Genomic DNA, 25,156 nt, shown 5'->3' with positions numbered 1-25,156 from the left:
TGTCTGTGCACGACCTGAGTTCTGGTCTGGCCTCCGCCAGCCTCGCGCTCGCCGAACCGGGGGCCAGCGCGGTCCACGCGACCGAGGCGACCGGCACGGCCGCCCTGGGGTGGCTGATGATCGCGCTGCCGCTCGCCGGCGCCGCGCTCCTCCTGCTCGGCGGGCGCGCGACCGACCGCTGGGGCCCTGCGCTGGCCACCGGCCTGTCGTGGGGCAGCTTCGCCGTCGGCGCCGCGGTCATCGCGCAGCTGCTCGGGCTGCCGGCCGACGAGCGCTCGCTGCGGGTCCCGCTCTGGGACTGGGTGAGCGCGGGTGACCTCTCGGTCCAGGCCGGCCTGCTGCTGGACCCCCTGTCGCTGGCCTTCGTCATGCTCATCACGTTCGTGGGCTCGCTCATCCACGTCTACTCCCTGGGCTACATGGAGCACGACCCGGACAAGCGTCGGTTCTTCGCCTACCTGAACCTCTTCGTCGCGGCGATGCTGATCCTCGTCCTCGCCGACTCCTACCTGCTGCTCTTCGTCGGGTGGGAGGGTGTGGGTCTGGCCTCCTACCTGCTCATCGGGTTCTGGAACCACAACCCCGCCTACGCGGCCGCCGCCAACAAGGCCTTCATCGTCAACCGGGTCGGCGACTTCGGGCTGGTCATCGCGATGGGCCTGATGCTCGCCAACTTCGGCGCCCTGGACTACGCCACCGTGCACGGCAGCGCCGGCTCGGCCACGCCGATGGTGCTGACCCTCATCGGGCTGGCCCTGCTCCTGGGTGCCTGCGGCAAGTCCGCGCAGTTCCCGCTGCAGAGCTGGCTGGGTGACGCGATGGCCGGTCCCACGCCGGTGTCCGCGCTCATCCACGCGGCGACCATGGTCACCGCGGGGGTCTACCTCGTGGCCCGCAGCCAGGCGATCTACGACCTCACCCCGGACGCACGTGTGGTCGTGGCGATCGTCGGTGCCATCACGCTCCTCTACGGCGCGATCGTCGGCTGCGCCAAGGACGACATCAAGAAGGCGCTGGCCGCCTCGACGATGTCCCAGATCGGCTACATGATGCTGGCCGTCGGGCTCGGCCCGATCGGGTACGTCTACGCCATCTTCCACCTGCTCACCCACGGCTTCTTCAAGGCCGGCATGTTCCTCGGCGCCGGCTCGGTCATGCACGCCATGAACGACCGCGTCGACATGCGTCGCTTCGGTGCGCTCAGCAAGGAGGTCAGGATCACCTGGCTGACCTTCGCGGCCGGCTGGTTGGCGATCATCGGCTTCCCGTTCACCGCCGGCTGGTTCTCCAAGGACCACATCATCGAGTCCGCCTTCTCGGCTCCGGGGTGGCAGGGCTGGGTCTTCGGCTCGGTCACCCTGCTCGGCGCGGGCATCACCGCCTTCTACATGTCGCGGCTGTTCTTCATGACCTTCCACGGCAAGGCCCGCTGGCACGACGAGGCGCACCCGCACGAGTCGCCGCTGACGATGACGGTCCCGATGATGGTGCTCGCGGTCGGCTCGCTCGTCCTGGGCGCCGCGCTCTACCCGACCGGGATCCTCACCGGCTGGCTCGAGCCGGTGTTCGGCCACGGCGAGGACCACGAGCCGCTGATCCCGCTGCTCGCCATCCAGGTCAGCGTGTTCGTCCTCATGGTGCTCGGCGTGGGTCTGGCCTGGCTGCGCTACGGCCGGGACGAGGTCCCGGTCGAGGCACCGCGCGGCAGCGCCCTGACCCGCGCCGCGCGCCGGGACCTCTACCAGGACGAGGCCAACGACGCCTTCTTCGTCCACCCGATGTCCACCCTCGTCCGCGCCACCGTCGACACCGACCGCGACGTGGTCGAGGCCGGTCTCACCGGTGGCACGGTCCGCGGCGTCAGCGGCCTGTCCTCCTACCTGCGGCGTGCCCAGAACGGGTTCGTCCGCTCCTATGCCCTGACGATGCTCCTCGGCGTCGTCGCCATCCTCGGTGCAGTGTGGGTGATGCAGTGATGAACGTCCCCTGGTTGACCACGCTCCTGGTGCTGCCGCTCCTCGGCGCCCTCGTCGTGGCCCTGCTCCCGAGGGCGAGCACCGCGGTGCGACCCGTGGCCCTGGGCTTCTCGGTGGCCACCCTGGCGGTGGCGGTGCTGACGGCCACGCAGTACAGCGTCGGGTCGGGAGAGCAGTTCCAGCTCACCGAGATCTACCCCTGGATCCCGCAGTTCGGCGTGTCCTACGCCCTGGGGGTCGACGGCATCTCGCTGTCCATGATCCTGCTCGGCCTGGTGCTGGTGCCGATCTGCATCCTCGCCGCCTGGGACGACGTGCCGGCCGAGGGCCGCCGCCAGCACACCTACTTCGCGCTGATGCTGTCGCTGGCCTCGATGGTGGTCGGTGTCTTCGCCGCCATCGACGTCTTCCTGTTCTACGTCTTCTTCGAGGCGATGCTCATCCCCGTGTACTTCCTCATCGGGATGTTCGGCGGCACCCGCCGGGCCCGTGCCGCCACCACCTTCCTGCTCTACTCCCTCGCCGGCGGGCTCGTCATGCTGGTCGCCGTGATCGGGCTCTACCTGGTGGGGCCGCGCGGCACCGACGGTTTCCTCGTCACCAACCTCATCGGGCTGGACATGCCGGTGGAGGTGGGCCGCTGGCTCTTCGTCGGCTTCTTCATCGCCTTCGCGATCAAGGCCCCGATGTGGCCGCTGCACACCTGGTTGCCGCTGGCTGCCGAGCAGGCGCGCCCGGCGACCTCGGTGCTCCTCGTCGGTGTGCTCGACAAGGTCGGCACCTACGGGATGATCCGCTTCTGCCTCAGCTTCTTCCCCGAGGCCAGCCAGTGGGCGACCCCGGTGATCCTGGGCCTGGCGCTGGCGTCGATGATCATCGGCGCGATGCTGGCCATCGGCCAGGACGACATGCTCCGCCTGATCGCCTACACCTCGGTCAGCCACTTCGGGTTCATCGTCATGGGCATCTTCGCCTTCACGACCGTGACCCAGACCGGTGCGACCCTGTACATGGTCAACCACGGCTTCACCACGGCCGGCCTGTTCCTGGTGGCCGGGATGCTCATCGTGCGCCGTGGCTCACGCGACATCCGCGACTTCGGCGGGTGGCAGCGGGTCACCCCGGTGATCGCCGGCTGCCTGCTCGTCGCGGGCCTGTCGGGCCTCTCGCTGCCCGGCCTGAACTCCTTCGTCAGTGAGTTCATGGTCATCGTGGGGCTGTTCCAGCGCCACAGCTGGGTCGGGGTGATCGCCGCCACCGGCGTCATCCTCGCCGCCGTCTACATCCTGGTGATGTACCGGCGCATCGCGACCGGGCCCCGCCCGGACATCGACGTGCCGGACATGACGCGCCGGGAGAAGTTCGTCGTCGCACCGATCATCGCCGCCTTCCTCGTCCTGGGCTTCTTCCCCAGGCCGGTGCTCGACCTGCTCGAGCCCGCCGTGCAGCAGACCCTGCAGCACGTCGGGGTCACCGACCCCGCCCCGGCGATCGACACCGCTACCGCTGAGGGGAGTGACCGCTGATGACCGACATGTTCGTCGCCCCGGCGATCGACTACACCGCGTTGCTGCCGATGATCATCGTCTTCGTGGCGGGCCTGCTCGGCTGCCTCGTCGAGGGTTTCGCCCCCCGCGGTCTGCGGTATGCCGTGCAGGTGCCGCTCGCGGCCGCCGCCCTCGTCCTGGCCCTCGTGGCGCTCGTGGTCCTGGGCCCGGACCGGCAGGGCGTCACCGCCGCCGGCACGGTCGCCCTCGACGGCCCGGCGCTGCTGCTCCAGGGTCTGCTGCTCGTCCTGTCGCTGCTCGGCCTGCTGGTGATGGCGGAGCGGCTCGGCGGCCAGCAGCCGGACGCCTTCACCCAGGCCGGCGCCTCGGTGCCCGGCTCGGCCGAGGAGGCCTACGCGGGCCGGCTCGGCGCGACCACCACCGAGGTCTTCCCGCTGACCATGCTGTCGGTCGGGGGGATGATGCTGTTCGTCAGCGCCAACGACCTCCTGCTGCTGTTCATCGCGCTCGAGGTGCTGTCGCTGCCGCTCTACGTCCTCACCGGTCTGGCACGTCGGCGACGGCTGCTGTCCCAGGAGGCGTCGCTGAAGTACTTCCTCCTCGGGTCGTTCAGCTCGGCGTTCTTCCTCTTCGGGGCGGTGCTGCTGTACGGGTACGCCGGCTCCATGCGCCTCGACGCCATCTCGGCCGCGATCTCCGCCAACGTGGGCATGGACGGGCTGCTGGTCCCCGGCATCCTGCTGCTCGCCGTGGGTCTGCTCTTCAAGGTGGGCGCCGTGCCCTTCCACGCGTGGACGCCCGACGTCTACCAGGGCGCCCCGACGCCGGTCACCGGCTTCATGGCGGCCTGCACCAAGGTGGCGGCCTTCGGCGCGATGCTGCGCGTCTTCTACGTCGCGGTGGAGGGCGCCCGGCTGGAGTGGCAGCCCGTGGTGGCCGCGGTCGCGGCGCTGACCATGGTCGTGGGCGCCGTCCTGGCCGTCCTGCAGACCGACGTCAAGCGGATCCTCGCCTACTCCTCGATCGCCCACGCCGGGTTCATCCTCACCGGCCTGGTGTCCATGGACCAGGCGGGGATCTCCTCCACGATGTTCTACCTGGCCACCTACGGCTTCATGACGATCCCGGCCTTCGCCATCGTCGCGCTCGTGCGCTCCTCCGGGACCGAGGCCACCCAGGTCGGTCAGTGGTCCGGCCTGGGCCGCCGGGCCCCCTGGCTCGCGGCCGGGTTCACCTTCCTCATGCTGGCCTTCGCGGGCATCCCGCTGACCTCGGGCTTCACCGGCAAGTTCGCGGTCTTCGCGGCCGCGGTCAGCCAGGGCTACGCCTGGCTGGCGGTCATCGGTGTGCTGGCGAGCGCGGTCACCGCCTACATCTACTTCGCGCTGGTCGTGCGGATGTGGCTGGGTGACGAGGCCGGCGACACCCAGGTCGCCGCCCCGTCGCTGATGACGACGTTCGCCATCGTGGCGGGCCTCGCGGTGACCCTCGGGCTGGGCGTCATGCCCTCCCCGCTCCTCGACCTGGCGCAGAGCTCCTCGCTCTTCCTGCGGTGACCGTGAGCGCAGCCCCGAGCGACATCAGCGACGCCGGCGGCGCCTCGGACCTCTCCGGCCTGCCCGGCCTCGACGAGGGGCTGCAGGCCCGGGTCGCCGAGGGGATGGCCGCGGTCGCCGTGCGGCTCGCCGAGGTCGTCGACCACGACGACCCGTTCATCGCCGGTGCCTCGGCACACCTGGCCGCGGCGGGCGGCAAGAGGTTCCGGCCGCTGCTCACGCTCCTGGCGAGCGAGGTCGGCACGGGCTGGAACGCCTCGGTCGTCGACGCCGCGGTCGGCGTCGAGCTGACGCACCTGGCCAGCCTGTACCACGACGACGTCATGGACGAGGCGGACCTGCGGCGGGGGGTGCCCAGCGCCAACGCCAGGTACGGCAACGCGACGGCGATCCTCGTGGGCGACCTCCTCTTCGGCACGGCGTCCTCGGTCGTCGCGGACCTCGGGGCCGAGGCGGTCAAGATCCAGGCGCAGACCTTCGTGCGGCTCTGCGCCGGGCAGATCCGGGACGACCTCCAGACCGAGGTGCAGCTCGGCTCCGCCGACGGCACTCACGCCAGTCCCCTCGCCGGAGACGCCGACGACCCCGCCGCGGTGACGGCATACCTGGACATCCTCGCCGACAAGACCGGTGCCCTCATCGCGACCGCGGCCCGCTACGGCGGCATGTTCGGCGGCTGCGACGCCGCCACCGTGCGCGTCCTCACGGGGTATGGCGAGAAGCTCGGCGTGGTCTTCCAGCTGGCCGACGACCTGCTCGACGTGGCGTCGGCGGCCGACACGTCCGGCAAGACCCCGGGGACCGACCTGCGCGAGGGCAAGGCCACCCTGCCGGTGCTCTACGCCCGCACGTCGCAGGACCCGGACGACGCCCGGCTGCTGGAGCTGACCCGTGGGCCGATCGACGACCCGCAGGAGCTGGACGAGGCACTTGCGCTCCTGCGTGCCCACCCGGCCATGGAGCAGGCCCGCGCCCACACCGGCCGGCTGGCGGCCGAGGCACGCGCCCTGCTCGACGACCTCGCCGACGGCCCGGCGGTGGACGCGCTGCGCGCCCTCGTCGACGGCGTCGCGCTACGCTCCAGCTGAGGACCATGAGCCAGCCGCGCGAGCACGACACCCCCGTCCGGGTCTACCTGCTGGATGACCACGAGCTGGTGCGCCGCGGCCTGCACGACCTGCTGTCGGCAGAGCCCGACCTCGAGATCGTGGGGGAGTCCGGCAGCGCGCGGCGGGCGACGGCCGACATCATCCGGCTCGCGCCCGACGTGGCGGTTCTGGACGGACGGCTGCCCGACGGCTCGGGGATCGAGGTGTGCCGCGACGTCCGGGCGGCCAACCCGGACATCCGGGCGCTCATCCTGACCAGCTACGACGACGACGAGGCGCTGTTCTCGGCGATCATGGCCGGGGCGGACGGCTACGTGCTCAAGCAGATCGCCGGGACCGACCTCGTCGACGGCATCCGCAGCATCGCCGGCGGACGCTCCCTCATCGACCCCTCGCTGGTGACAAGGGTGATGGAGCGGCTGCGGCAGCCGCGGTCCGATCCCCGGGCCGACAAGCTCGCGCTGCTGACCGATCAGGAGCAGCGCATCCTCGAGCACATCGCCGAGGGGATGACCAACCGGCAGATCGCGCAGACGATGTTCCTCGCCGAGAAGACGGTCAAGAACTACATCACCAACCTGCTCGCCAAGCTGGGGGTCGAACGGCGCACGCAGGCTGCTGTCCTCGGCGCCAAGCTGTTCGACAAGTAGGGACCAAGGTCCCCCGCCCCTGCGGACGTGCGGCCCTACTACGCCGCGTCGTGACCTGGGAGTCTGAGATCAGCCACGAAGAAACCCACTCTGAAGGAGATGGCTGAGATGACAACCCGCAACGACCACGTCGTGCACCCGGACCTCCACACCCTCGACGAGGAGCGGCACCTGCTGCCCGAAGCCGGCGGCTACGCGCTGGGCCTGCTGCGCCTGGCCTTCGGGTTCTACTTCCTCTGGGCCTTCGTCGACAAGCTGTTCGGCCTCGGTTTCGCGACCCCGGCCGAGCGTGCCTGGCTCAACGGCGGATCGCCCACCACCGGCTACCTGTCCGGCGTGGAGGGCCCGCTGGCGGGCTTCTACACCGGCATGGCCGGCATCGCCATCGTCGACTGGCTGTTCATGCTCGGCCTCCTCGGCATCGGCCTCACCCTCATGACGGGCATGGGCGCCCGGGTCGGCGCGCTGGCCGGAGCCCTCATGTACCTGTTCATGTACGGAGCCTCGCTCCCGACGGTGACGAACCCCTTCCTCGACGACCACCTCACCGGTGCCCTCGTGATGATCGTCATCGCGACGATCCCCGCCTCCTGGCACTACCTGGGCCTCGGGAAGATCTGGAAGAACGTCGCCCCGTCCTACCTGCGCTGACCGGGCCATGAGCGCCACGGTACAGGCCCCCGGGCCGGTGCTGGTCGGCGTGGACGGGTCGGGACGCAACGCCTCCGCGGTCGCCTGGGCGGCCGCGGAGGCGCGTGCATCCTCCGCCCCGCTGGTCCTGCTGCACGACGCGTCGGGAGCCGGAGAACGAGCCGGACGGGCCACCGTCGACCGGGCCGCCGCTCAGGTGGCCGACGTCGACCGGGAGCTCCGGCCGGTCGGGGAAGTGGTGACCAGGGTCGCCAGCGAGGCCCTGACCGACACCGCCCGGGAGTACGGGCAGACGCTGGGCCACGGGGCCGAGAGCCTCGTGGTGGTCGGCCGGCGAGGTGCCGGCGGGTTCACCCGGCTCAGCCTGGGTTCGACCGCACGGGCCCTGGTCCACGGTGAGGGTCCCGCCACCGTCCTGGTGCCCTCCGGCTGGGACCTCACCCGGCTGGACCCCCACGCCCCGGTGGTGGTCGACGTCAGCCACGACGCCGACGACCACGCCCTCGAGCACGCGGTCACCCGCTGCGTCCGGGACGGTCGCCCCCTCGTGGCCCTCTCCGCCTGGTCGGTCGACCTGGTCGAGGGGCTGATCGACCGTCCCATCCCCCGGGTGTGGGACGAGCACGCCGACCGGGCCGAGCGCGAGCTGGAGGAGCGTCTGGCACCCTGGCGCTCGGCATACCCGGACCTGGAGGTCGTGGCCCTGGCCACGGACCGCCACCGGGTGGCGGCGCTGCTGGACCAGGCGGTCGGCGCGGAGCTGCTGGTGGTGCCGCGCGGGCGGTCCGCGTGCGCGGTGGCGGAGTACGCCCAGTGCCCGGTGGCGGTGGTCTGAGCCTCAGACGGGGACCGACCAGCGCAGGCAGGTGCCGTGGGGCTCGACCCGTGAGAGCTCCACGACACCTCCGTGCTCCCGGGCGCGGGCCCGCACGTTGGCCAGCCCGCTCTCGACGGAGGAGTCCGGCAGCCCGACCCCGTCGTCGGTGACGGTGACCACGAGCTGCTCGCCGGTCACCTCCGTCTCCACCGTCACCGAGGTGGCGTGGGCGTGGCGGGCGACGTTGGACAGCGCCTCGCGGACCACCATCAGGACCTGCGTCTGCGACTCGTCGTCGGTGATGGCGTCGAGGGGTCCGGTGAGCATCACGACCGGCGCGAACCCGAGGGTGGGGCCGTAGGACTCGACGAGCTGACGGAGGTCGGCGCGGAAGGTGCCCGCCCCCGGGTGGTGACGCAGCTCGAAGATGGTCGCGCGGATGTCGCGGATCGTCTGGTCGAGCTCGGCGACGGCGTTCTCCAGCCGTTCCATCACCTCGGGACGGACGGCGCGGCGCGCGGCCCCCTGCAGGGTGAGCCCCACCGCGAACAGCCGCTGGATCACCAGGTCGTGCAGGTCCCGCGCGATGCGGTCGCGGTCCTCCAGGAGGGTGAGCAGGTCGTGCTCCCGCTCGCCCTGCTCGCGGTCCAGGATGATCGAGGCGTGCAGCGCGACGGCGCTGAGGACGTCGTGCACCCGTTGGTGGCTGACGCCCTGGGGCGGTCGCCACCGGTGGACGACGAGGACCACCGGGCTCGTGCCCCGGGTGTCGAGCGGGACCAGGCTGGTGCCCACCAGACCCTCCTGCAGACGGCCGGTCACCGGCCCCGCGGGGTGCCCGGTCGTGGTGGTCCAGTGGTGGGCGCTGGACCCGCGCAGCACCTCGGTGAGGTCGGGCCCCAGCTCGGCCAGAGCCTGCCCGACCATCTCGCCCGAGGCGGCGAGGACGCGGTGACCGCCCTCGTCGCGGGTGCCGACGAGGACGACGACGTCGGCGCCGGTGATCTCCCGCACCCGGGCCGCGAGCAGCGGAAGGCTGACGTCGAGGTCGACCTCGTCGACCAGCGTCCGGTCGACCTCCCAGACCGCCTGGGTCACCCGCTCGTGGAGCTCGCTGATCCGGCGCTGCCGCAGCGTGTCCACCTGCAGCCCGACGGCGGCCGCGACGGTCTCGGCCAGGACGCGCTCGCGGGGGCCCGGGGGCTGCGGCCAGCGCGCGAGCTGGAGGGTGCCGTAGTGGTCACCGTCCACGAGGATGTCGGCCCGCAGGACGGGGCCGTCGTCGCCGACGTCCTCGAGCTGGCCGCGGAGGAGACGACGGACGAGCGGGTCACCGGGGTCCAGCCGGTGCCGGTGGACCTGTGCCAGCTCGCCGGGGTGCGCCTCGTCGTGCACCCCGAGGAGCCCGGCTGCCGCCCCCGTGGACCGGCAGGCGATCGTGAGCGCGCGGCGCAGCAGGTCGCGCGCGTCGTCCGTGGCGGCGATCTCGCGCAGGGCGTGCAGCATCGCGACGCTGTCGGTCTGGCCCGGGTATGCCGTGTCGGCGCGCGGCGGCGGTGCGTCCATGATGGGCCAACGCTAGCGCCCGGTCCCTCCCGGGGACGCCGACGTCCTCAGTCGTGCCGCGCGTCAGCCCCGGGAGCGGTAGACGTGCGCCACGCCGGGTCGCGGGACGCTGTCGCCCAGGTAGGGGTAGGCGCTGGGCAGCCCGTCACCGGGGTGCTGCACGCAGATGAGGACCGATCGGTCGGTCCACTCGACCACCGGACCGCAGCACTCGGCACCGGCGGGCACCGAGAGGAACTGCTGGACCCTGCCCCGGTCGGGACCGGCCGTCGGCATGAGGAACATGCCGTCGCAGGTGCCGAGGGTGCCCGGTGCGCCGTCGGTGGCGATCCAGAGGTGCTCGGGCTGGCTGTCGAAGGCGACGTTGTCCGGGCAGCTGATCGGGCTGACGAGGCTCTTGTCGTAGCCGTCGAAGTAGGTGGTCGGGTCGCTCGGCTCACCGGCGATCAGGACGATGCGCCAGGTGAAGTCCAGCGCTGCCGGGTCGTCGTCGGACTCGACCCACTCGATGACGTGGCCGTGCTTGTTGCCGGCCCGGGGGTTGGCCTCGTCGATCTCGGCCGGGGTGCGGCGGGTGTTGTTGGTCAGCGCCACGTAGACGGCCCCGGTGTGCGGGTTTGCCTCCACGTCCTCGGGACGGTCCATCTTCGTCGGGCCGACGCGGTCGGCGGCGCAGCGCGCCCAGGTGAGGACCTCGGCGACGGACATGCCGGGGACGTGCGACCTGCCGTCCACGACCAACGGTAGCCACACGCCGCGACCGTCCCACTCGCCGTCCCCGAAACCGTCACCGGTGAACCGTGCGACGTACAGGTCTCCCTCGGACAGCAGCGTACGAGGAAGCGGTCCTCGGCCCGCTCCCAGCCACGACCCGCGGAGGTGATGCCGTAGCGCGCCAGCCGATTCCCGGGGTCGGGTGCCCCGACGCTGCTGAAGTACTGGTTGACGTTCTCCTCGCCGGACAGCGACGTGCCCCACGGCGTCTCCCCGCCGGCGCAGTTGTCGAGGGTGCCCAGGACCGTGCGGCCCGTAGGGTCGGCGCTGGTCCGCATCCACGTGGCCCCGGCGGCCGGTCCCGTCGACGGCGAACTCCGTCCAGGTGTGGATGCGGCGGTTCCGGGCGCCGTCGCGGTCGTAGGTCCACGGCGCGAACTGCCCCGTGCGGGACACCTCGACGATCGTCATGCCGTGGGCGGCCATCTCGATCCGGGCCTGCTCGGGGGTGGGGCCGGCAGCCTCGTCGTAGCCCGGGAACATCAGCTCGGGGTTGGTGTACTCGTTGTTGACGACGATCAGTCCCCTGTTGGCGCTGTTCCCGCCCCTGCCCCCGCGTCGGAGGGCGAGGTAGTCGGCGTTGTAACCGGCCTGCCCCTTCTGCGCCTCCACCGACTGGGCGTCGACGTCGAAGTCGGGCGCCCCCGGCTCGACGGGTCGCCCCAGGAGATGACCGGGGCCCACGCGTAGCCGGCCGGGACGACCACGTCGTCGACGTGGTTCGGCGTCGGCGGGATCGGCTCGAAGCCCGCCAGGTTCTTCCGGCCCTGGCCGTGGCCACGGCCGGGGGCGGCCGCGGCATCCTCCGCCGTCCCCCAGGCGAGGCTGGTCACGACGGCGGCGCCGGTGGCGCCCTGGAGCACGCTGCGGCGAGAGACGGCGGCCGCGACCATGTCGCCGAAGTACTCGTTCGCGGAGGTGTTGGGCACCGGCTGGGCACACTGGTCGCCGCACCGGTAGCGGCAGGTCCGGGGGCTGCGGTTCGTCAGGTGCTCCGAGACGTGGAGCAGCGGGAGCAGCGAGCGGCGGGTCGTGGGGGCAGGCACGATGTCGTCCTCTTTCGGGAGGGGGAGAGCCACGGGGGACACCGTGGCGGACAGCCGTGACGCTAGGCCCGTCAGGTGGCCCGACCGGTGACCCCGCGATGAACGCCGGGCGCCGCGACGGTGACGATCGGGGTGCGGGAGCCGCGGCATACCCTGGGGTCTCCACCTCCACCCCAAGGGGACGCATGAACTCCCGCCGTGCCCTCGCCGGCCTGCTCGCCATCCTGCCGCTCGCGGCGCTGCTGCTGGTGCTCGCGGTGCTGCCGCTGCCGGAGCGGGTGCCGACGCACTGGTCGGGGTCCCGGCCCGACGGATGGACCGGCGGGCCGCAGTTCCTCAGCGGTGTGCTCACCGTCGTGGTGGTCGCCGTCCTCGCGGCGGCCGTCTCGGCGCTGCTGCAGCGGGTGGTGCCGCAGGCGTGGTCGCGGTGGGTGGTGGCTGGCGCGGCGGCGGTGGGCTGGGGGGCGTTCCTCCTCTACGTGGTGACGGTGTGGCGGACGGGGGTCGACGGTCCGGACGAGGTTCGCGAGCTCTGGCCGCTCCTCGCCGTGGCCGGGGCCCTGCTCGGGGGGTTCGTGGCGTATGCCGTGCACGGTCGGCGGATCCCTCCGCTGGAGGTGCTGCGCGAGCGGGTGCCGGAACGGGGCCGAGTCCGGGCGGTGCGCGGCCGCTCGGTGCGGCCGGTCGAGCCGTGGACGACCGAGATGTCCTCGACGACCCTGCGGGTGCTCGGGTGGGTGCTGCTGGTGGTGTTCCTGGGCACCGGGGTGGCCGTGGCCTGGTCGGGCGAGAGCCTGTGGTTGCTGGCCCTGGTCGTCCTCGTGGGCGGCGGGGCCTCGGTGCTCGCGCTGGCGTGGTCGGCCGTCCGCCTGCGCGTGGACGCCGGGGGCCTGGAGGTGCGCTCACGGGTCCTGCGGCTGCGGGTGGCCCGCGTCCCCGCCGAGGAGGTCGTCGGGGTCGAGGTGATGGATCTCGACCCCATGGCGTGGGGTGGCATCGGGTTGCGCGCACTGCCCGAGCGCACCGCCTACGTGGTGCGCGGCGGGCCCGGGCTCGTGGTGTGGAAGCGCGACGGGCGCCGGCTCGCGCTCGAGGTCACCGAGGGTGACCACGCCGCGCGGGCCGGCGCCCGGACCCTGCTGCAGGCCGCGGGTCAGCGGCTGGGGGAGAGCTCGGGCTCCTCCTGAGGGTCGGGGGCGGCCGCCGGCTGGGCGAGGGTCCGCTCCAGCCGCGCCCCCTCGACGTCCACGTCCGGCAGGACCCGGTCCAACCAGCGCGGGATCCACCACGCCCGCTCCCCGAGGAGCGACATCACGGCGGGGGTGAGGGTCATGCGGACGAGGAAGGCGTCGACGAGGACACCGACCGCCAGCCCGAGGCCGACGGGACGGACCATCGGCAGGTGCGCCCACACGAAGCCGGCGAACACCGACACCATGATGATCGCGGCCGCCGTGACCACCCGTGAGCTGGCGTTGAAGCCGGTGACGACCGCCGTCCGGGCGTCGAGCCCGTGGACGTGCTCCTCGCGCATGGCCGAGACGAGGAAGACCTGGTAGTCCATCGCCAGCCCGAAGAGGATGCCGATGAGGATGATCGGCAGGAAGGACAGGATCGGCCCCGGCTCGTGCACGTCGAAGACCGCGGAGAGGTGTCCCAGCTGGTAGACGGCGACGACAGCGCCGAAGGCCGCAGCCACGCTGAGCAGGAAGCCCCCGGTCGCGAACAGCGGGATGACGACGGACCGGAAGACGAGCAGCAGGAGGACGAGCGAGAGTCCGACGACGACGAGCAGGTAGAGCGGCAGCGCGTCGGCCAGCTGGGCGGAGATGTCGATGTTGGCCACCGTCTGTCCGGTGATCCCGATCTGCGCCCCGCGCTCGTCACCGATCTGCTGGACGGCGCTGCCGAGCCGGTTGACGAGGTCCTCCGTCGACGCCTCGGCCGGGCCGCCCTCGGGGACCAGCTGGAACGCGAGGACGTCCCGGTCCTCGTTCACCCCGGCGGGCAGGACCCGCACCACACCCTCGACCTGCGCGAGGTCCTCGCCGAGGTCGGCCTGGGCGGTGAGGAGGGCGGTCTCACCGTCCCCGACGGGGGTGTCCAGCTCGGCGACCGCGATGATCGGGCCGTTGGCGCCGGCCCCGAACTCGTCCCGGACGGTGTCGTAGGTGAGGTAGGCCGAGGAGTCGGCGGGCTCGGACGACCCGTCGGGCAGGCCGACGCGCAGCTGGCCCGTGGGGTAGCCGAGCCCGGCGACGATCGCCAGCACGCCGAGGATGGCCAGCCAGGGGCGTCGCTGCACGACGGCCGCCCATCCGCGGTGGGTGTCGCGGTGCCGGGCGTCCTCGGCGGCGGTGTCGTGGTCGTCGCCGCTCCCGAGCGCGGTCCGGGCACGGCGGGGGAGGACCCGCAGGCCGATCAGCGCCAGCACGGCGGGGGTCAGGGTGAGGGCGACGAGCACCGAGATGGCGATCGTGGCCGCGGCCACCAGACCCATGACCCCGAGGAACGGCACACCGGTGATCGTGAGCGCGGCGAGCGCGATGATGACGGTCAGGCCCGCGAAGGTGACGGCGTTGCCGGAGGTGCCCACGGCGAGCGCGATCGACTCGCGGACCGGCATACCGTGGCGCAGCTGCTGACGGTGCCGGTTGATGAGGAACAGGGAGTAGTCGATGCCGACGGCCAGGCCGAGCATCAGGGCCAGCACCGGGGTGATCGACTGCATGTCGAACCACTGCGACAGGGCCAGCGCACCGGTGAGGCCCACGCCGACGCCCACCATCGCCATGAGGATGGGCAGGCCCGCGGCGACCAGCGACCCCAGCATGACGAGCAGGACGAGGGCCGCGACGCCGAGGCCGAGCACCTCGCCCGGACCCAGCAGCGAGGACAGGTCGTCGGTGATCTCCTTGGAGTAGGTCACGTCGAGGCCGGTCGCCGCGAGCTCCTCGCCGACGCGCTGGATCCCGGAGGTCGTCTCGGGCGGGATGAGGCCACCGGCGTCGGCGACCGAGACCTGGGTCATCGCCACCGTGCGGTCCTGGGTGACGAGGCGGAAACCCTCGCTGAGAGCGGCGTTGCGGCGGCCCGCCTCCAGGGCCGCCACACCCTCCTCGAGCTCGGCGCGCCCCTCGACGAGCTGCTCCTCGCCCTGGGTGACCTGGTCCTCCGCGGCCTGCAGCTCCTGCCGGCCCGCCTCGATCTCCTCCCGCCCCGCAGCCAGCTGCGCCTCGCCCGCCTCGAGCTCCGCGCGGCTGGTGTCGAGCTGGGCCTGGCCGGCCCCCAGCTGCTGCCGTCCGGCGTCCACCTGCGCCTGGCCGGCCGCGATCTGGGCGCGGGCCGCCTCGGCCTGATCGGGCGGGACCTGGCCCGCCGCGACGCCGGCCTCGAGCTGCTGCAGCTGCCCGTCGAGGTCGGCCTGCGCCGCGTCGAGCTGCTGGACCTGCGCGTCGAGCTCGGCCTGACCGGCCTCGAGCTGCGCCCGGCCCGCCTCCAGCTCGGCCGCCGAGGCCTCGAGCTGCTCCTCCCCGGCGTCCAGCTCCTCCAGCCCGGCCGTCACCTGCTGACGCGCCTCCTGCAGGTCTGCCTCGGCCTGCTCCAGCTCGGCCCGGCCCTCCTCGAGCTGCCGCTCACCGTCGGCGAGCTCGGTGTCCGCACCGTCGAGGGCGGCCTGCGCCTCGAACGGGTCGATGGCGGTGACCCCCTCCAGCTCCTCCCACGCGGTGACGGCGTCCGCGACGGCGGCCTCCTGCTCGGGCGTGAAGGGGGTGTCCGAGCGCAGGACCACGGTGCCCGTCTGCCCGGCCGCCTCGGGGATCTCGGCCTGGAGGGTCTCCAGCACCGCCTCGAACCGGCTGCCGGGGACGGAGAACTCGTTGGAGAGCGGGCGGGCCAGGGTGAGCATGCCCGTCACGGTGAGCGCCAGCAGCGCGACCCAGGCGCCGACGACGGTCCAGCGGTGCGTGGCGCACCAGCGGCCCAGGCGGTGGAGGAGGATGGCCACGGTCGTGGTCCTTTCGGGTCAGGCGTTCGGGGAGGACGGGGGGTGCGGGGTGGCCCAGCCGGAGACGGCGTAGGCGAGGGCGCGGTCCAGCTGCGCCTCGAAGGCGCGGACGGCGGCGTCGTCGACCGGGGCACCCGGCGCCCGGTCGGCGATCCAGGACTGCTCGGCCGCCGCGAAGCAGGTCATGATCGTGGCCGCCAGGGTGGCGACGAAGAGGTCGTCCACGTCCCCCGGGAGACGTCGGCGCAGCTGACCCTCGAGCCACCCGGCCTTCTCCGCCCAGATCGCCCGCTCCAGCGCCACCAGCGACTCGCTGCCCGAGCCGCCGCCCCCGTGCAGGTTGAGGAGGGCCAGCCACTCCAGCAGCCCCCTCGGGATGCCGACGCCGCGGAGCAGGGTGCGGACCCGCTGCACCGGGGACCCGCCCTCGGAGAGGTCGCCGACCGCGTCGGCCAGCTGCTCGGTGTAGCTGCCGATCACGTCGGAGATGACCGCCTGGATGCCGGTGAAGTAGTTGAAGAAGGTCCGCCGGGAGATGCCGGCCGACTCGGCGACCTGGTCGACGGTCACCTGGTCCACCGGCCGCAGCTGCACGTGATCGCGGAGCGCGGCCACGATGGCCTCGCGGGTCCGGGCCTTGTTGAGCTCGCGGCGACCGAGCGCCTCGGTCACGTCCTGGGTCACCGGGACAGCGTACGGAGATCGTGCACACCGTGCAAATCTGCACGAGGTGCAGTCAGGGGGCGGGGTCCACGAGGTCGCGACGGATCCGCCGGGAGCGCCTGACCTGCCGCACCATGTCGACGCTGAGCACGACCAGGGCCACCCACACCATCGCGAACCCCACCCAGCGGGTGGCCGGGACCACCTCGCCCAGGAGCAGCACGCCGGTCAGCAGCTGCAGGAACGGGGTGAGGAACTGGAGCAGCCCGATCGTGGACAGCGGCACCCGCGAGGCGGCCGCGGCGAAGAGGATGAGCGGCACGGCGGTGGCCACGCCGGTGGAGACGAGCAGCGCGGTGTGCAGGGCCCCGTGACCGCCGAAGGTCGTGCCGCCCGTCCGGTCCAGCCACAGCAGGATGACCACGGCGACGGGGAGGATGACGAGGGACTCCCCGGTCAGCGACTGCAGCGGGGTGAGGGAGACCCCGAGCCGGTTCTTCAGGAGGCTGTACGTCGCGAACGAGAAGGCCAGGGCCAGCGAGACCCACGGTGGCGCGCCGTAGTCGAAGGTCAGGTAGACCGCGGCGACCGTGCCGATGACGACGGCGGTCCACTGCAGGCGGCGGAGCCGTTCCCCGAGGATGACCACGCCCAGCGCCACCGTGACCAGCGGGTTGAGGAAGTAGCCCAGCGCGGCCTCGGTGACGTGGCCGGACAGGACGGCCCAGGTGTAGATCCCCCAGTTGGTCGCGATGAGCGCCCCCGCGAGGGCGACCCCGCCGAGGCGCCGGGGACGGCGGACGAGACGACCGAGCCAGCGCACGTCGCGCAGCAGGAGCAGCAGCAGCCCGCACAGCAGGAGCGTCCACACGATCCGGTGGGCGAGGATCTCCCACGGCCCCGCCGGCCGCAGGAGGTGGAAGTAGAGCGGGAAGGCGCCCCAGAGGAGGTACGCGAGGAAGCCGTAGACGGTGCCCTGCTGGCGCCGTGCAGCCTCGGTCACTCCGTCCTGGGGCCGTCGGCCCCGGCGACCTCGTCGGCCTCCTCGACGAGCGCGTCACCGGCGGCGGCGATCGGGCCGTCGGTCACCTCGCCCTCGAGGGTCTGCTCCACCTCGCCGGGTCGGGTGCCGTCGACGGTCCACGTGTCGCGCCCGCGCAGCAGGGTGTCCAGCGACACCACGGTCCCGGCCGAGGTCACGGCGGCGTCGACCTGGGCCCGCACGGCGTCGTCGTAGGTCGGCCGGTCGACCTGGCGGAAGATCCCCATGGGCATGTGCTGCATCGACGGGTCGTCCAGGCGCGACAGCGCGAACGCGGCGCTGGGGTCCGGGTCGTGCGGGTCGTGCACGAGCACCTGCTGGGACCTGGTCACCTCGTGCTCGGGGACGACGCCGAGCCGGCCGGAACGCTCACGCACCACGACCTGCGCGAGCTCGCCGGAACCCACCCGGACCGGCTCGCCGGCCCGCAGGTGCGCGATCCGGGCCTCGGCCTGGTCCTTGTCCTTGAGCAGCTGGAAGGCGCCGTCGTTGAAGATCGGGCAGTTCTGGTAGATCTCCACCAGGGCGGTGCCCCGGTGGGCGGCGGCAGCGCGGAGGACCTCGGTCAGGTGGGCTCGGTCGGAGTCCATGGTCCGGGCGACGAAGGTCGCCTCGGCGCCGATGGCCAGCGACACCGGGTTGAACGGGTGGTCGACGGAGCCGGCCGGTGTCGACTTGGTCACCGCGCCCACGTCGGAGGTGGGGGAGTACTGCCCCTTGGTCAGACCGTAGATCTTGTTGTTGAAGAGCAGGATCGTCAGGTTGACGTTGCGTCGCATCGCGTGGATGAGGTGGTTGCCGCCGATGGACAGCGCGTCGCCGTCACCGGTGACGACCCACACCGACAGGTCCTCCCGCGCCGTCGCCAGACCGGTCGCGATGGCAGGTGCCCGGCCGTGGATCGAGTGCATCCCGTAGGTGTCGAGGTAGTAGGGGAAGCGGCTCGAGCAGCCGATCCCGGAGACGAAGACGATGTTCTCGCGGCGCAGGCCCAGCTCGGGCAGGAACCCCTGGACCGCGGCGAGCACGGCGTAGTCGCCGCACCCGGGGCACCAGCGCACCTCCTGGTCGGAGGTGAACTCCTTCTTGGTGAGCGTGACGTCGACGGGGGCCGTGGGCACCCCGGCCAGCCCGCTGCGGGGGGGCGCGGGCGCGGCGCCGGCGCGTGTCGTCATACCGGGACCTCCTGGGCGGCGAGCGCGAGCAGGTGCTCGTGGAGCACCTGGGCGAGCTCGGCGGCGGTGAAGGGCAGACCGCGCACGGCGGTGTGGCTGTGGACGTCGACGAGGTACCGCCCGCGCAGCAGCAGCGCGAGCTGACCGAGGTTCATCTCGGGCAGCACGACGCGGTCGTAGCGGCGCAGCAGGTCACCGAGGTCGGCGGGGAGCGGGTTGAGGTGGCGCAGGTGGGCGCGGGCGACGTGCGCACCGGTGGCCCGCACGAGCCGGGTGGCCGCGGCGATCGGGCCGTAGGTCGAGCCCCAGCCCAGGACGAGGACCCGGGCCTCACCCGTCGGGTCGTCCACCTGCAGCGGCGGGAGGGTGTCGGCGATCCGGTCGATCTTGGCCTGGCGCAGCCGGACCATGCGGTCGTGGTTGTCCGGGTCGTAGGAGATGTGACCGGTGACGTCGGCCTTCTCGATGCCGCCGATGCGGTGCTCGAGACCGGGGGTGCCGGGGATCGCCCAGGGGCGCGCCAGGGTGGCCTCGTCACGCCGGTAGGGGTGGAAGACCGGTCGCCCCTCGTCGTCGAGGTCGTTCGGCTCGGTCGCGAAGGTCACGGTGAGGTCCGGCAGGTCCGCGGAGGACGGGACGTTCCACGGCTCGGAGCCGTTGCCGAGGTAGCCGTCGGAGAGCAGGATCACCGGGGTCCGGTAGGTCGTGGCGATCCGCACCGCCTCGATGGCGGCGTCGAAGCAGTCGGTGGGGGACTGGGCGGCGACGACCGCGACGGGCGACTCGCCGTTGCGGCCGTACATGGCCTGCAGCAGGTCCGCCTGCTCGGTCTTGGTGGGCAGCCCGGTCGAGGGGCCCCCGCGCTGGATGTCGACGACGACGAGGGGCAGCTCGGTGGCGACGGCCAGGCCGATCGTCTCGCTCTTGAGGGCCAGACCGGGGCCGGACGTCGTGGTGACCCCCAGCGCCCCGCCGAAGCTGGCGCCCAGGGCCATCCCGACCGCGGCGATCTCGTCCTCCGCCTGCAGGGTGGTGACGCCGTGCCGCTTGAGGGTCGAGAGCTGGTGCAGGATGTCCGAGGCGGGGGTGATCGGGTAGGACCCGAGGACGAGGGGGAGGCCGGCCCGCTCCGACGCGGCCACCAGACCGAGCGCGAGGGCCTGGTTGCCGGTGATCGTGCGGTACGTGCCCGGCGGCATGGCGGCCGGGGCGACCTGGTAGCGGACGGCGAAGTCCTCGGTCGTCTCGCCGTAGGCGTGCCCGGCGCGCAGCGCGGTGAGGTTGGCCTCGAGGATCTCGGGCGCCCCCCCGAACTTGGCCTGCAGGAAGGCCTCGGTGCCGGCCGTGTCGCGGGAGTAGAGCCAGGAGAGCAGCCCGAGGGCGAGCATGTTCTTGGCCCGCTCCTTCTCCTTGCGGGTCAGCGTCGTGAACGGCGCGAGCGCCTCGACCGTCATCGAGGTGAGCGGGAGCGCGTGCAGGTGGTAACCCGCCCCGGTCAGCGAACCGTCCTCCAGCGGGTTGGCGGCGTAGCCGACCTTGGCCAGGTTGCGCCTGCTGAACTCGTCGGCGTTGACGATGAGCGTCCCGCCGCGCGGGAGGTCGGCGAGGTTGGCCTTGAGGGCGGCGGGGTTCATCGCCACGAGCACGTCGGGGGCGTCGCCCGGTGTCGCCACGTCGTGGTCGGCGAAGTGCACCTGGAAGGAGGAGACCCCGGGGAGGGTGCCCTGGGGGGCGCGGATCTCCGCCGGGAAGTTGGGCAGGGTGGACAGGTCGTTGCCGAGCGCCGCCGTGTCGGACGTGAAGCGGTCACCCGTCAGCTGCATCCCGTCGCCGGAGTCCCCGGCGAAGCGGATGACGACCCGGTCCAGCTGGGTCAGGGGAGTAGTAGACATGTCAGTCACCAGCCTACGCCTCCGTAGGTCGAGATCCGAACCTGAGCGACCCGCCTGTCGGCAGCGGCCGACGCCCGGTCACCGCAGGGCGCTGGGACGGTTCTGGTCGGACGGGAGGGACCTGGCCGCGCCACGCGCGACGCGGCTGGAGGGGCGGCGCAGGAGCGGCCGACGGGTGCGGTGGCTCGCGTCGCGACGGGTGGACGGGCCGCCCAGGATGACCGGGGTCAGCCCGCGGGTCAGGTCGTCGATCGTGATGGTCTGGGTGTCGTTGGTCGTCTGCGTCATAGTGTCTAGTGTCCCTGAGCAGGACGTATGCGTCCAATGTACAGATGACATATCACCTATGTTGTGGCAGCATAGGTACATGGACGTGCGCGACCTCAGGTGGTTCCAGCAGGTGGCCGACGGGGTCACCCTGACCGAGCTCAGCGACCTGGAGAGCGTCAGCCAGTCCGGTATCTCCCGGGCGCTGGCCCGCCTGGACGTGGAGGTGGGCACGCCGCTGCTGCGCAGGTCCGGCCGGACGCTGCGGATGACGAGGGCGGGGCTCGACTTCAAGCGGCACGTCGACGGCGCGCTCCACGAGCTCGACGACGGTCTGGCGGCGGTCCATCAGCTCCTGGACCCGGAGTCCGGCACGGTCAGCCTGGCCTTCCAGCCCTCGCTCGGAACCTGGTTGGTGCCCGGCCTGGTGAGCGGCTTCCGCAAGGCCCACCCCGGCGTGGACGTGGTCCTGACCTCCAAGCACCTCGACGAGCTGACGCCGGCCGTCGGCGGGCGGTCCGGCGTGGAGCTGGAGCTGACCACCCGGCCGCCGCCGGACGCCAGCGTCCGCTGGCAGGTGCTCGTGCGTGAGTCCCTGATGCTGGCGGTCGGCCCGGACCACCCGTGGGCCCACCGGGAGCGGGTCGACCTCGCGGAGGCGGCGCAGGAGGCCTTCGTCGCCACGCACCCCCTGTCGCACCTGTGGGAGGTGACCCTCGGGCTGTGCCGGCAGGCGGGGTTCGCGCCGGAGGTCACCCTGGCCTCCCAGGACCTGCCGACCGCCCGCGCCTTCGTGGCCGCCGGCCTCGGGGTGGCCGTCCTGCCGGTGCCCGACGCCTGGGTCCCCACCCACGAGGGGCTGCACCTGCTCCCGCTGGAGGGCGGCGACGCCTACCGCGACGTGGGCATCGCCTGGTCCACCGAACAGCGGATGCTGCCCTCCGCCCGGGTGTTCCTCGAGCACGCCGTGGGGCAGACCCGGGCCGAGGAGGGGCTGTCTGCTTGACTGCGGACCATGCACATCATGACCGTCTGCCTGGGCAACATCTGTCGTTCCCCCGCGGCCGAGGCCGTGCTGGTCCGGGAGCTCGAGGAGGCCGGGCTCTCCGACGTCACCGTCACCTCGGCCGGGACCGCCGACTACCACGTGGGCAGCCGGCCGCACCACCACTCGGTCGCCGAGGGGGAGGGTCGGGGCTACGCCTTCGGCAGCGTGGGGGCGCAGTTCGTCGCGGACCACTTCGACGAGGCAGACCTCGTGCTGGCCATGGACTCGGCCAACGAGGCCGACCTGCTGGCGCTCGCGCGCACGCCCGAGGACGCGGCCAAGGTGGTCCGGCTGGGAGCCTTCGCGAGCGGGACCGACGGCGGGGTCCTGGACGTCCCCGACCCCTGGGGGCTGCCCCGCGAGGCCTACGCGCGGATGTACGACCAGATCGAGGACGCCGTCCAGGGGCTCGTCCGGGCGATCCAGGACGGGTCGGTCGCAGAGGTCGTCGCCGCCGCGCGGACCCGGCCCTGACCGTGACCGGGACCGGCGCGACCTCCCGCACGACCACGCCGGACGGACGGGCGGCGCTGACCAAGTCCCTGGACGACGCGCCGCCCCTCTTCTTCGAGCGGGAGGCGGCGGGGCTGCGGGCGCTGGCTGCGGCCGGGGCGCGGGTGCCCGAGGTCCTGCGGGTGGGGGACGACTCGATCACGGTGGCGTGGGTGGAGGAGGGGCCGGGGCGCACCACCGCCTCGGAGGAGGCCTTCGGCCGGGACCTCGCGCGCCTCCACGCGACCACCGGGGAACGCTACGGCGCCCACGACGGCGAGCCGACGGCATACCTCGGGGCCTGTCCGGTGGACCTCACCCCGACCGCCACCTGGCACGAGTCCTGGGTGGAGCGGCGCCTCCTGCCGCTCGCCCGGCGCGCCGTGGAGGCGGGACGGCTGGACGCGGCCACCGCGGTCCTGGCCGAGGAGGTGACCCCGGAACGGCTCGGGCCCGTGGAGCCGCCCACCCTGGTCCACGGCGACCTGTGGGGCGGGAACCGCCTCGTCGACCGCGCGGGCGCGAGCTGGCTGATCGACCCCTGCGCCCAGCACGGCCACCGGGAGGTGGACCTGGCGATGATGCAGCTGTTCGGGGGGTTCGGCGGCCGGGCCTTCGCCGCCTACGTCGAGGCGGCGCCGCTGGCACCTGGCTGGCAGGCGCGGGTGGCGGTCTACCAGACGGTGCCGTTGCTCCTCCATGCGCTCCTCTTCGGCGGCGGCTACGGCGTGCAGGCCGGCGACGCGCTGCGGGCGGCGGTCCGGTGAGCGGGACCGCCCTGCGCGCACCCCGCTCGGACGCCGAGGTGCCCGCCTACCTGGCGGCGCTCGGGCTCCAAGGCCTCGCCGACGTCCACGTCCACTTCCACCCGGACCGGCTGACGGAGCGGATCTGGGCCTACTTCGACGAGGGCGAGCGGCACTACGGCGTCGCGTGGCCGATCCACTACCGCACCGGCGCCGAGGAGCGGCTGCGGATCCTGGCCGAGCTGGGCGTCCGTGACGTCCCCGCCCTCACCTACGCCCACAAGCCGGGCATGGCGGCGGCGCTGAACGCGTGGTGCGGCGAGCTCGCCGACACGCACCCGCAGGTCCTGCGGTGCGCGACCCTGTTCCCCGAGGAGGGCGTCACGGGGTATGTCGAGGAGGCGGTCCGCGCGGGCGTGCAGCTGGTCAAGGCGCACCTCGTGGTCAGCGACATGGCGCCCGACGACGACCGGCTCGACGAGGCGTGGGAGCTGCTCGCCCGGGCCCGGGTGCCGGTGGTGATGCACGCGGGTCACGGACCGCGGGAGGGCCGGTTCAGCGGGCCGGAGGGGGTGGTGCGGCTGCTCGCCGGCCACCCGGACCTGACCCTGGTCGTGGCGCACCTGGGGATGCCGGACTACGACGCCTTCGCCGACCTCGCCGAGGCGCACGAGCGGGTGCACCTGGACACGACCATGGTGGGGACCGACTTCATGGAGCGGCTGGCGCCGGTGCCGGCGCGGTTCCTGGGCCGGCTCGCCGAGCTGCGGCCCAAGGTGGTGCTGGGGTCGGACTTCCCGAACATCCCCTACCCCTACGCCCACCAGCTGGAGGCGCTGCACCGGTGGGGACTGGGCGAGGAGTGGCTGCGGGACGTGCTGTGGCACAACGGGAGGCGGCTGCTCGGGCTGCCCGTGTCCCCCTGACCGGAGGGTCGGGACGGACGGACCCTCACCCCCCGACCGGCGGGTCGGGACGGACGGACCGGCGCGGCGTCGGCGCGAAGGCGATCGGGTAGCGGACCGCACCGGTGTTGCCCGACATCGGCAGCCACTGGCCGGGACCGTCGGCGCGGGCGTCGGGCATCCGGGCGGCGAGCACCGGCAGCGCCACCGCCATGTCCGTCCGGGCGACCCAGTGCCCGAGGCAGTGGTGGACGCCGCCGCCGAAGCCCATGTGCATCGGGTGCTCGACGGTGATGTCGAAGGACACGTCCGGCTGGGCGCGGGGGTCGGTCCCCGCACTGTGCGAGAGCACCTGCACGATGTCCCCCTCCTGCACCACGAGACCGTTCCCCAGGTCGACCTCCTCCAGCGCCTCGCGGGTGATCCAGGTGACGGTGGGGTTGACCCGCATCACCTCCTCGACGGCGTTGCGGCCCAGGTCCGGGCGCTGCCCGAGGAGGCGCCACTGCTCGGGGTGGGCCAGGAGCGTCTGCAGGGCCAGGCCCAGCTGGTTGCGGGTCGTCTCCATCCCGGCGAAGACGAGGAAGACCAGGGAGACCGACAGCTCCTCGGCGGAGAGCCGTCCCTCCCGCTGGTGCGCGACCAGCTCGGAGACGAGGTCGTCCCGCGGGGCGTCGGTGCGGTCGCGCACGACCGCGTCGCAGTAGCCGTAGAGACCCTCCAGCGCGGCCTCGATGCGGGGCAGGTCCTCGCGGATCCGCACGCCGAAGCACTTGCCCAGGTCGTCGGCCCAGTGCGCGACCTGGGCCCACTCGCCCTCCGGCAGCCCGATGAGCCGGCAGAGGATGCGCGAGGCGTAGGGCTCGGCGAACTCGCTGATGAGCTCGACCGACCCGCGCTCGCTGAAGCCGTCGACCAGCTCGTGCGCGAGCTCGGTGAAGCCGGGGACCATCGGCGTGACCGCGCCCTGCTTGAACGCCGGGTTGAGCAGCCGACGCAGCCGCAGATGGTCCTCACCCTCGAGGGAGAGGAGCACCGTGTGCCACCAGTCGCTGAACAGGCCGGAGGAGATGCCGTTCTGCGCGGGCCAGCGGGCGTTGCCCTGCCGGAAGCGGCGGTCCTTGAGCAGCGCGGTGACCTCGGCGTGCCGCAGCACGGCATACCCGTAGCTCGTGCGCGCCCAGGACGACTCGGCGCGGGCGGCCAGGACCTCCTCGCCCGTGACGTCGAAGCTCGGGTCGGCGAGGTCGAGGAACCGGCTCAT

21 protein-coding genes and 3 pseudogenes are annotated in these 25,156 nt (G+C 72.8%); 12 read left to right on the top strand and 12 right to left on the bottom strand.

Annotated elements, in window-relative coordinates; all coding sequences use genetic code 11:
• Positions 1 to 5: 5 nt before the first annotated feature.
• From nuoL to D4B81_RS11865, 7 genes are all read left to right on the top strand, one after another.
• A complete protein-coding gene (gene nuoL, locus D4B81_RS11895) occupies positions 6 to 1,976 on the top strand; it encodes an NADH-quinone oxidoreductase subunit L (protein ID WP_122262831.1) in 1,971 nt (656 codons plus the stop codon).
• Complete coding sequence (locus tag D4B81_RS11890; RefSeq protein WP_122262830.1) at positions 1,976 to 3,502, top strand: NADH-quinone oxidoreductase subunit M; 1,527 nt, start codon at positions 1,976 to 1,978, stop codon at positions 3,500 to 3,502. Before nuoL ends, D4B81_RS11890 begins: the two co-directional genes overlap by 1 nt.
• Positions 3,502 to 5,040 (top strand): NADH-quinone oxidoreductase subunit NuoN, encoded by a 1,539-nt coding sequence (nuoN, locus tag D4B81_RS11885; protein WP_202613670.1) that lies wholly within the window; start codon positions 3,502 to 3,504, stop codon positions 5,038 to 5,040. Before D4B81_RS11890 ends, nuoN begins: the two co-directional genes overlap by 1 nt.
• A 2-nt stretch (positions 5,041 to 5,042) precedes the next feature.
• Entirely contained in the window at positions 5,043 to 6,128 is a 1,086-nt protein-coding gene (locus D4B81_RS11880) for a polyprenyl synthetase family protein (protein WP_419866242.1), read from the top strand.
• A gap of 5 nt (positions 6,129 to 6,133) precedes the next feature.
• Positions 6,134 to 6,799: a response regulator gene (locus D4B81_RS11875; protein WP_122262828.1), complete on the top strand. Its 666-nt coding sequence runs from the start codon at positions 6,134 to 6,136 to the stop codon at positions 6,797 to 6,799.
• Between the two features lie 99 nt (positions 6,800 to 6,898).
• The gene (locus D4B81_RS11870; protein ID WP_161965140.1) at positions 6,899 to 7,450 is read left to right on the top strand and encodes a hypothetical protein; all 552 of its coding nucleotides are present in this window, start codon (positions 6,899 to 6,901) and stop codon (positions 7,448 to 7,450) included.
• 7 nt (positions 7,451 to 7,457) lie between these two features.
• Positions 7,458 to 8,285 carry a universal stress protein gene (locus D4B81_RS11865; RefSeq protein ID WP_122262826.1) on the top strand — a complete coding sequence of 276 codons (828 nt, stop codon included), beginning with the start codon at positions 7,458 to 7,460 and terminating at the stop codon, positions 8,283 to 8,285.
• A gap of 3 nt (positions 8,286 to 8,288) precedes the next feature.
• Here D4B81_RS11865 and D4B81_RS11860 read toward each other — a convergent pair whose 3' ends face one another.
• From D4B81_RS11860 to D4B81_RS18860, 5 genes and pseudogenes are all read right to left on the bottom strand, one after another.
• Complete coding sequence (locus D4B81_RS11860; protein WP_122262825.1) at positions 8,289 to 9,833, bottom strand: sensor histidine kinase; 1,545 nt, start codon at positions 9,831 to 9,833, stop codon at positions 8,289 to 8,291.
• 63 nt (positions 9,834 to 9,896) lie between these two features.
• A pseudogene (locus D4B81_RS18870) lies at positions 9,897 to 10,610 on the bottom strand (PhoX family protein); the annotation flags it as partial.
• A gap of 120 nt (positions 10,611 to 10,730) precedes the next feature.
• A pseudogene (locus D4B81_RS19170) lies at positions 10,731 to 10,885 on the bottom strand (alkaline phosphatase PhoX); the annotation flags it as partial.
• Between the two features lie 88 nt (positions 10,886 to 10,973).
• A pseudogene (locus D4B81_RS19165) lies at positions 10,974 to 11,219 on the bottom strand (alkaline phosphatase PhoX); the annotation flags it as partial.
• Complete coding sequence (locus tag D4B81_RS18860) at positions 11,126 to 11,653, bottom strand: hypothetical protein (protein WP_237565964.1); 528 nt, start codon at positions 11,651 to 11,653, stop codon at positions 11,126 to 11,128. The gene D4B81_RS18860 and the pseudogene D4B81_RS19165, both read right to left, overlap by 94 nt.
• Before the next feature lie 185 nt (positions 11,654 to 11,838).
• On the opposite strand from D4B81_RS18860, the gene D4B81_RS11850 reads away from it, so the two are divergent.
• The gene (locus D4B81_RS11850) at positions 11,839 to 12,840 is read left to right on the top strand and encodes a hypothetical protein (RefSeq protein WP_122262824.1); all 1,002 of its coding nucleotides are present in this window, start codon (positions 11,839 to 11,841) and stop codon (positions 12,838 to 12,840) included.
• Here the strand turns inward: D4B81_RS11850 and D4B81_RS11845 are convergent.
• The 6 genes from D4B81_RS11845 to D4B81_RS11820 all read right to left on the bottom strand — a co-directional run bounded on the left by D4B81_RS11845 (position 12,807) and on the right by D4B81_RS11820 (position 20,722).
• A complete protein-coding gene (locus tag D4B81_RS11845; RefSeq protein ID WP_122262823.1) occupies positions 12,807 to 15,662 on the bottom strand; it encodes an MMPL family transporter in 2,856 nt (951 codons plus the stop codon). The genes D4B81_RS11850 and D4B81_RS11845 overlap by 34 nt on opposite strands.
• An 18-nt stretch (positions 15,663 to 15,680) precedes the next feature.
• Entirely contained in the window at positions 15,681 to 16,346 is a 666-nt protein-coding gene (locus D4B81_RS11840) for a TetR/AcrR family transcriptional regulator (RefSeq protein ID WP_122262822.1), read from the bottom strand.
• A gap of 52 nt (positions 16,347 to 16,398) precedes the next feature.
• Positions 16,399 to 17,328 carry an EamA family transporter RarD gene (rarD, locus tag D4B81_RS11835; protein ID WP_122262821.1) on the bottom strand — a complete coding sequence of 310 codons (930 nt, stop codon included), beginning with the start codon at positions 17,326 to 17,328 and terminating at the stop codon, positions 16,399 to 16,401.
• Positions 17,325 to 18,542, bottom strand: coding sequence for a 2-oxoacid:ferredoxin oxidoreductase subunit beta (locus D4B81_RS11830; RefSeq protein WP_122262820.1), 1,218 nt, complete (start codon positions 18,540 to 18,542; stop codon positions 17,325 to 17,327). Before D4B81_RS11830 ends, rarD begins: the two co-directional genes overlap by 4 nt.
• A complete protein-coding gene (locus D4B81_RS11825; protein ID WP_097188257.1) occupies positions 18,539 to 20,434 on the bottom strand; it encodes a 2-oxoacid:acceptor oxidoreductase subunit alpha in 1,896 nt (631 codons plus the stop codon). Before D4B81_RS11825 ends, D4B81_RS11830 begins: the two co-directional genes overlap by 4 nt.
• A 78-nt stretch (positions 20,435 to 20,512) precedes the next feature.
• Positions 20,513 to 20,722, bottom strand: coding sequence for a hypothetical protein (locus tag D4B81_RS11820; RefSeq protein WP_122262819.1), 210 nt, complete (start codon positions 20,720 to 20,722; stop codon positions 20,513 to 20,515).
• 79 nt (positions 20,723 to 20,801) lie between these two features.
• On the opposite strand from D4B81_RS11820, the gene D4B81_RS11815 reads away from it, so the two are divergent.
• From D4B81_RS11815 to D4B81_RS11800, 4 genes are read left to right on the top strand one after another with little or no spacing between them, the layout of a single operon-like run.
• Positions 20,802 to 21,707: a LysR substrate-binding domain-containing protein gene (locus D4B81_RS11815; RefSeq protein WP_237565963.1), complete on the top strand. Its 906-nt coding sequence runs from the start codon at positions 20,802 to 20,804 to the stop codon at positions 21,705 to 21,707.
• 18 nt (positions 21,708 to 21,725) lie between these two features.
• Positions 21,726 to 22,223 carry a low molecular weight protein-tyrosine-phosphatase gene (locus tag D4B81_RS11810; RefSeq protein WP_237565962.1) on the top strand — a complete coding sequence of 166 codons (498 nt, stop codon included), beginning with the start codon at positions 21,726 to 21,728 and terminating at the stop codon, positions 22,221 to 22,223.
• Between the two features lie 2 nt (positions 22,224 to 22,225).
• Positions 22,226 to 23,008 carry a fructosamine kinase family protein gene (locus D4B81_RS11805; RefSeq protein ID WP_122262817.1) on the top strand — a complete coding sequence of 261 codons (783 nt, stop codon included), beginning with the start codon at positions 22,226 to 22,228 and terminating at the stop codon, positions 23,006 to 23,008.
• A complete protein-coding gene (locus tag D4B81_RS11800; RefSeq protein WP_122262816.1) occupies positions 23,005 to 23,913 on the top strand; it encodes an amidohydrolase family protein in 909 nt (302 codons plus the stop codon). The genes D4B81_RS11805 and D4B81_RS11800 overlap by 4 nt, the downstream gene beginning before the upstream one ends.
• Before the next feature lie 25 nt (positions 23,914 to 23,938).
• On the opposite strand, the gene D4B81_RS11795 is transcribed toward D4B81_RS11800, so the two are convergent.
• Positions 23,939 to 25,156, bottom strand: a complete 1,218-nt coding sequence (locus tag D4B81_RS11795; protein ID WP_122262815.1) for a cytochrome P450 — start codon at positions 25,154 to 25,156, stop codon at positions 23,939 to 23,941.

The organism is Ornithinimicrobium cerasi (assembly GCF_003702705.1).
Classification (GTDB): domain Bacteria; phylum Actinomycetota; class Actinomycetes; order Actinomycetales; family Dermatophilaceae; genus Ornithinicoccus; species Ornithinicoccus cerasi.
This window is presented reverse-complemented; position numbering and strand designations above follow the sequence as displayed.

Coding starts and splice junctions, on each gene's coding strand:
- D4B81_RS11890 (WP_122262830.1), top strand. CDS start 1,976: ATGAACGTCCCCTGGTTGACCACGCTCCTGGTGCTGCCGCTCCTCGGC.
- nuoN (WP_202613670.1), top strand. CDS start 3,502: ATGACCGACATGTTCGTCGCCCCGGCGATCGACTACACCGCGTTGCTG.
- D4B81_RS11875 (WP_122262828.1), top strand. CDS start 6,134: ATGAGCCAGCCGCGCGAGCACGACACCCCCGTCCGGGTCTACCTGCTG.
- D4B81_RS11870 (WP_161965140.1), top strand. CDS start 6,899: ATGGCTGAGATGACAACCCGCAACGACCACGTCGTGCACCCGGACCTC.
- D4B81_RS11865 (WP_122262826.1), top strand. CDS start 7,458: ATGAGCGCCACGGTACAGGCCCCCGGGCCGGTGCTGGTCGGCGTGGAC.
- D4B81_RS11860 (WP_122262825.1), bottom strand. CDS start 9,833: ATGGACGCACCGCCGCCGCGCGCCGACACGGCATACCCGGGCCAGACC.
- D4B81_RS11850 (WP_122262824.1), top strand. CDS start 11,839: ATGAACTCCCGCCGTGCCCTCGCCGGCCTGCTCGCCATCCTGCCGCTC.
- D4B81_RS11830 (WP_122262820.1), bottom strand. CDS start 18,542: ATGACGACACGCGCCGGCGCCGCGCCCGCGCCCCCCCGCAGCGGGCTG.
- D4B81_RS11825 (WP_097188257.1), bottom strand. CDS start 20,434: ATGTCTACTACTCCCCTGACCCAGCTGGACCGGGTCGTCATCCGCTTC.
- D4B81_RS11820 (WP_122262819.1), bottom strand. CDS start 20,722: ATGACGCAGACGACCAACGACACCCAGACCATCACGATCGACGACCTG.
- D4B81_RS11815 (WP_237565963.1), top strand. CDS start 20,802: ATGGACGTGCGCGACCTCAGGTGGTTCCAGCAGGTGGCCGACGGGGTC.
- D4B81_RS11810 (WP_237565962.1), top strand. CDS start 21,726: ATGACCGTCTGCCTGGGCAACATCTGTCGTTCCCCCGCGGCCGAGGCC.
- D4B81_RS11795 (WP_122262815.1), bottom strand. CDS start 25,156: ATGAGCCGGTTCCTCGACCTCGCCGACCCGAGCTTCGACGTCACGGGC.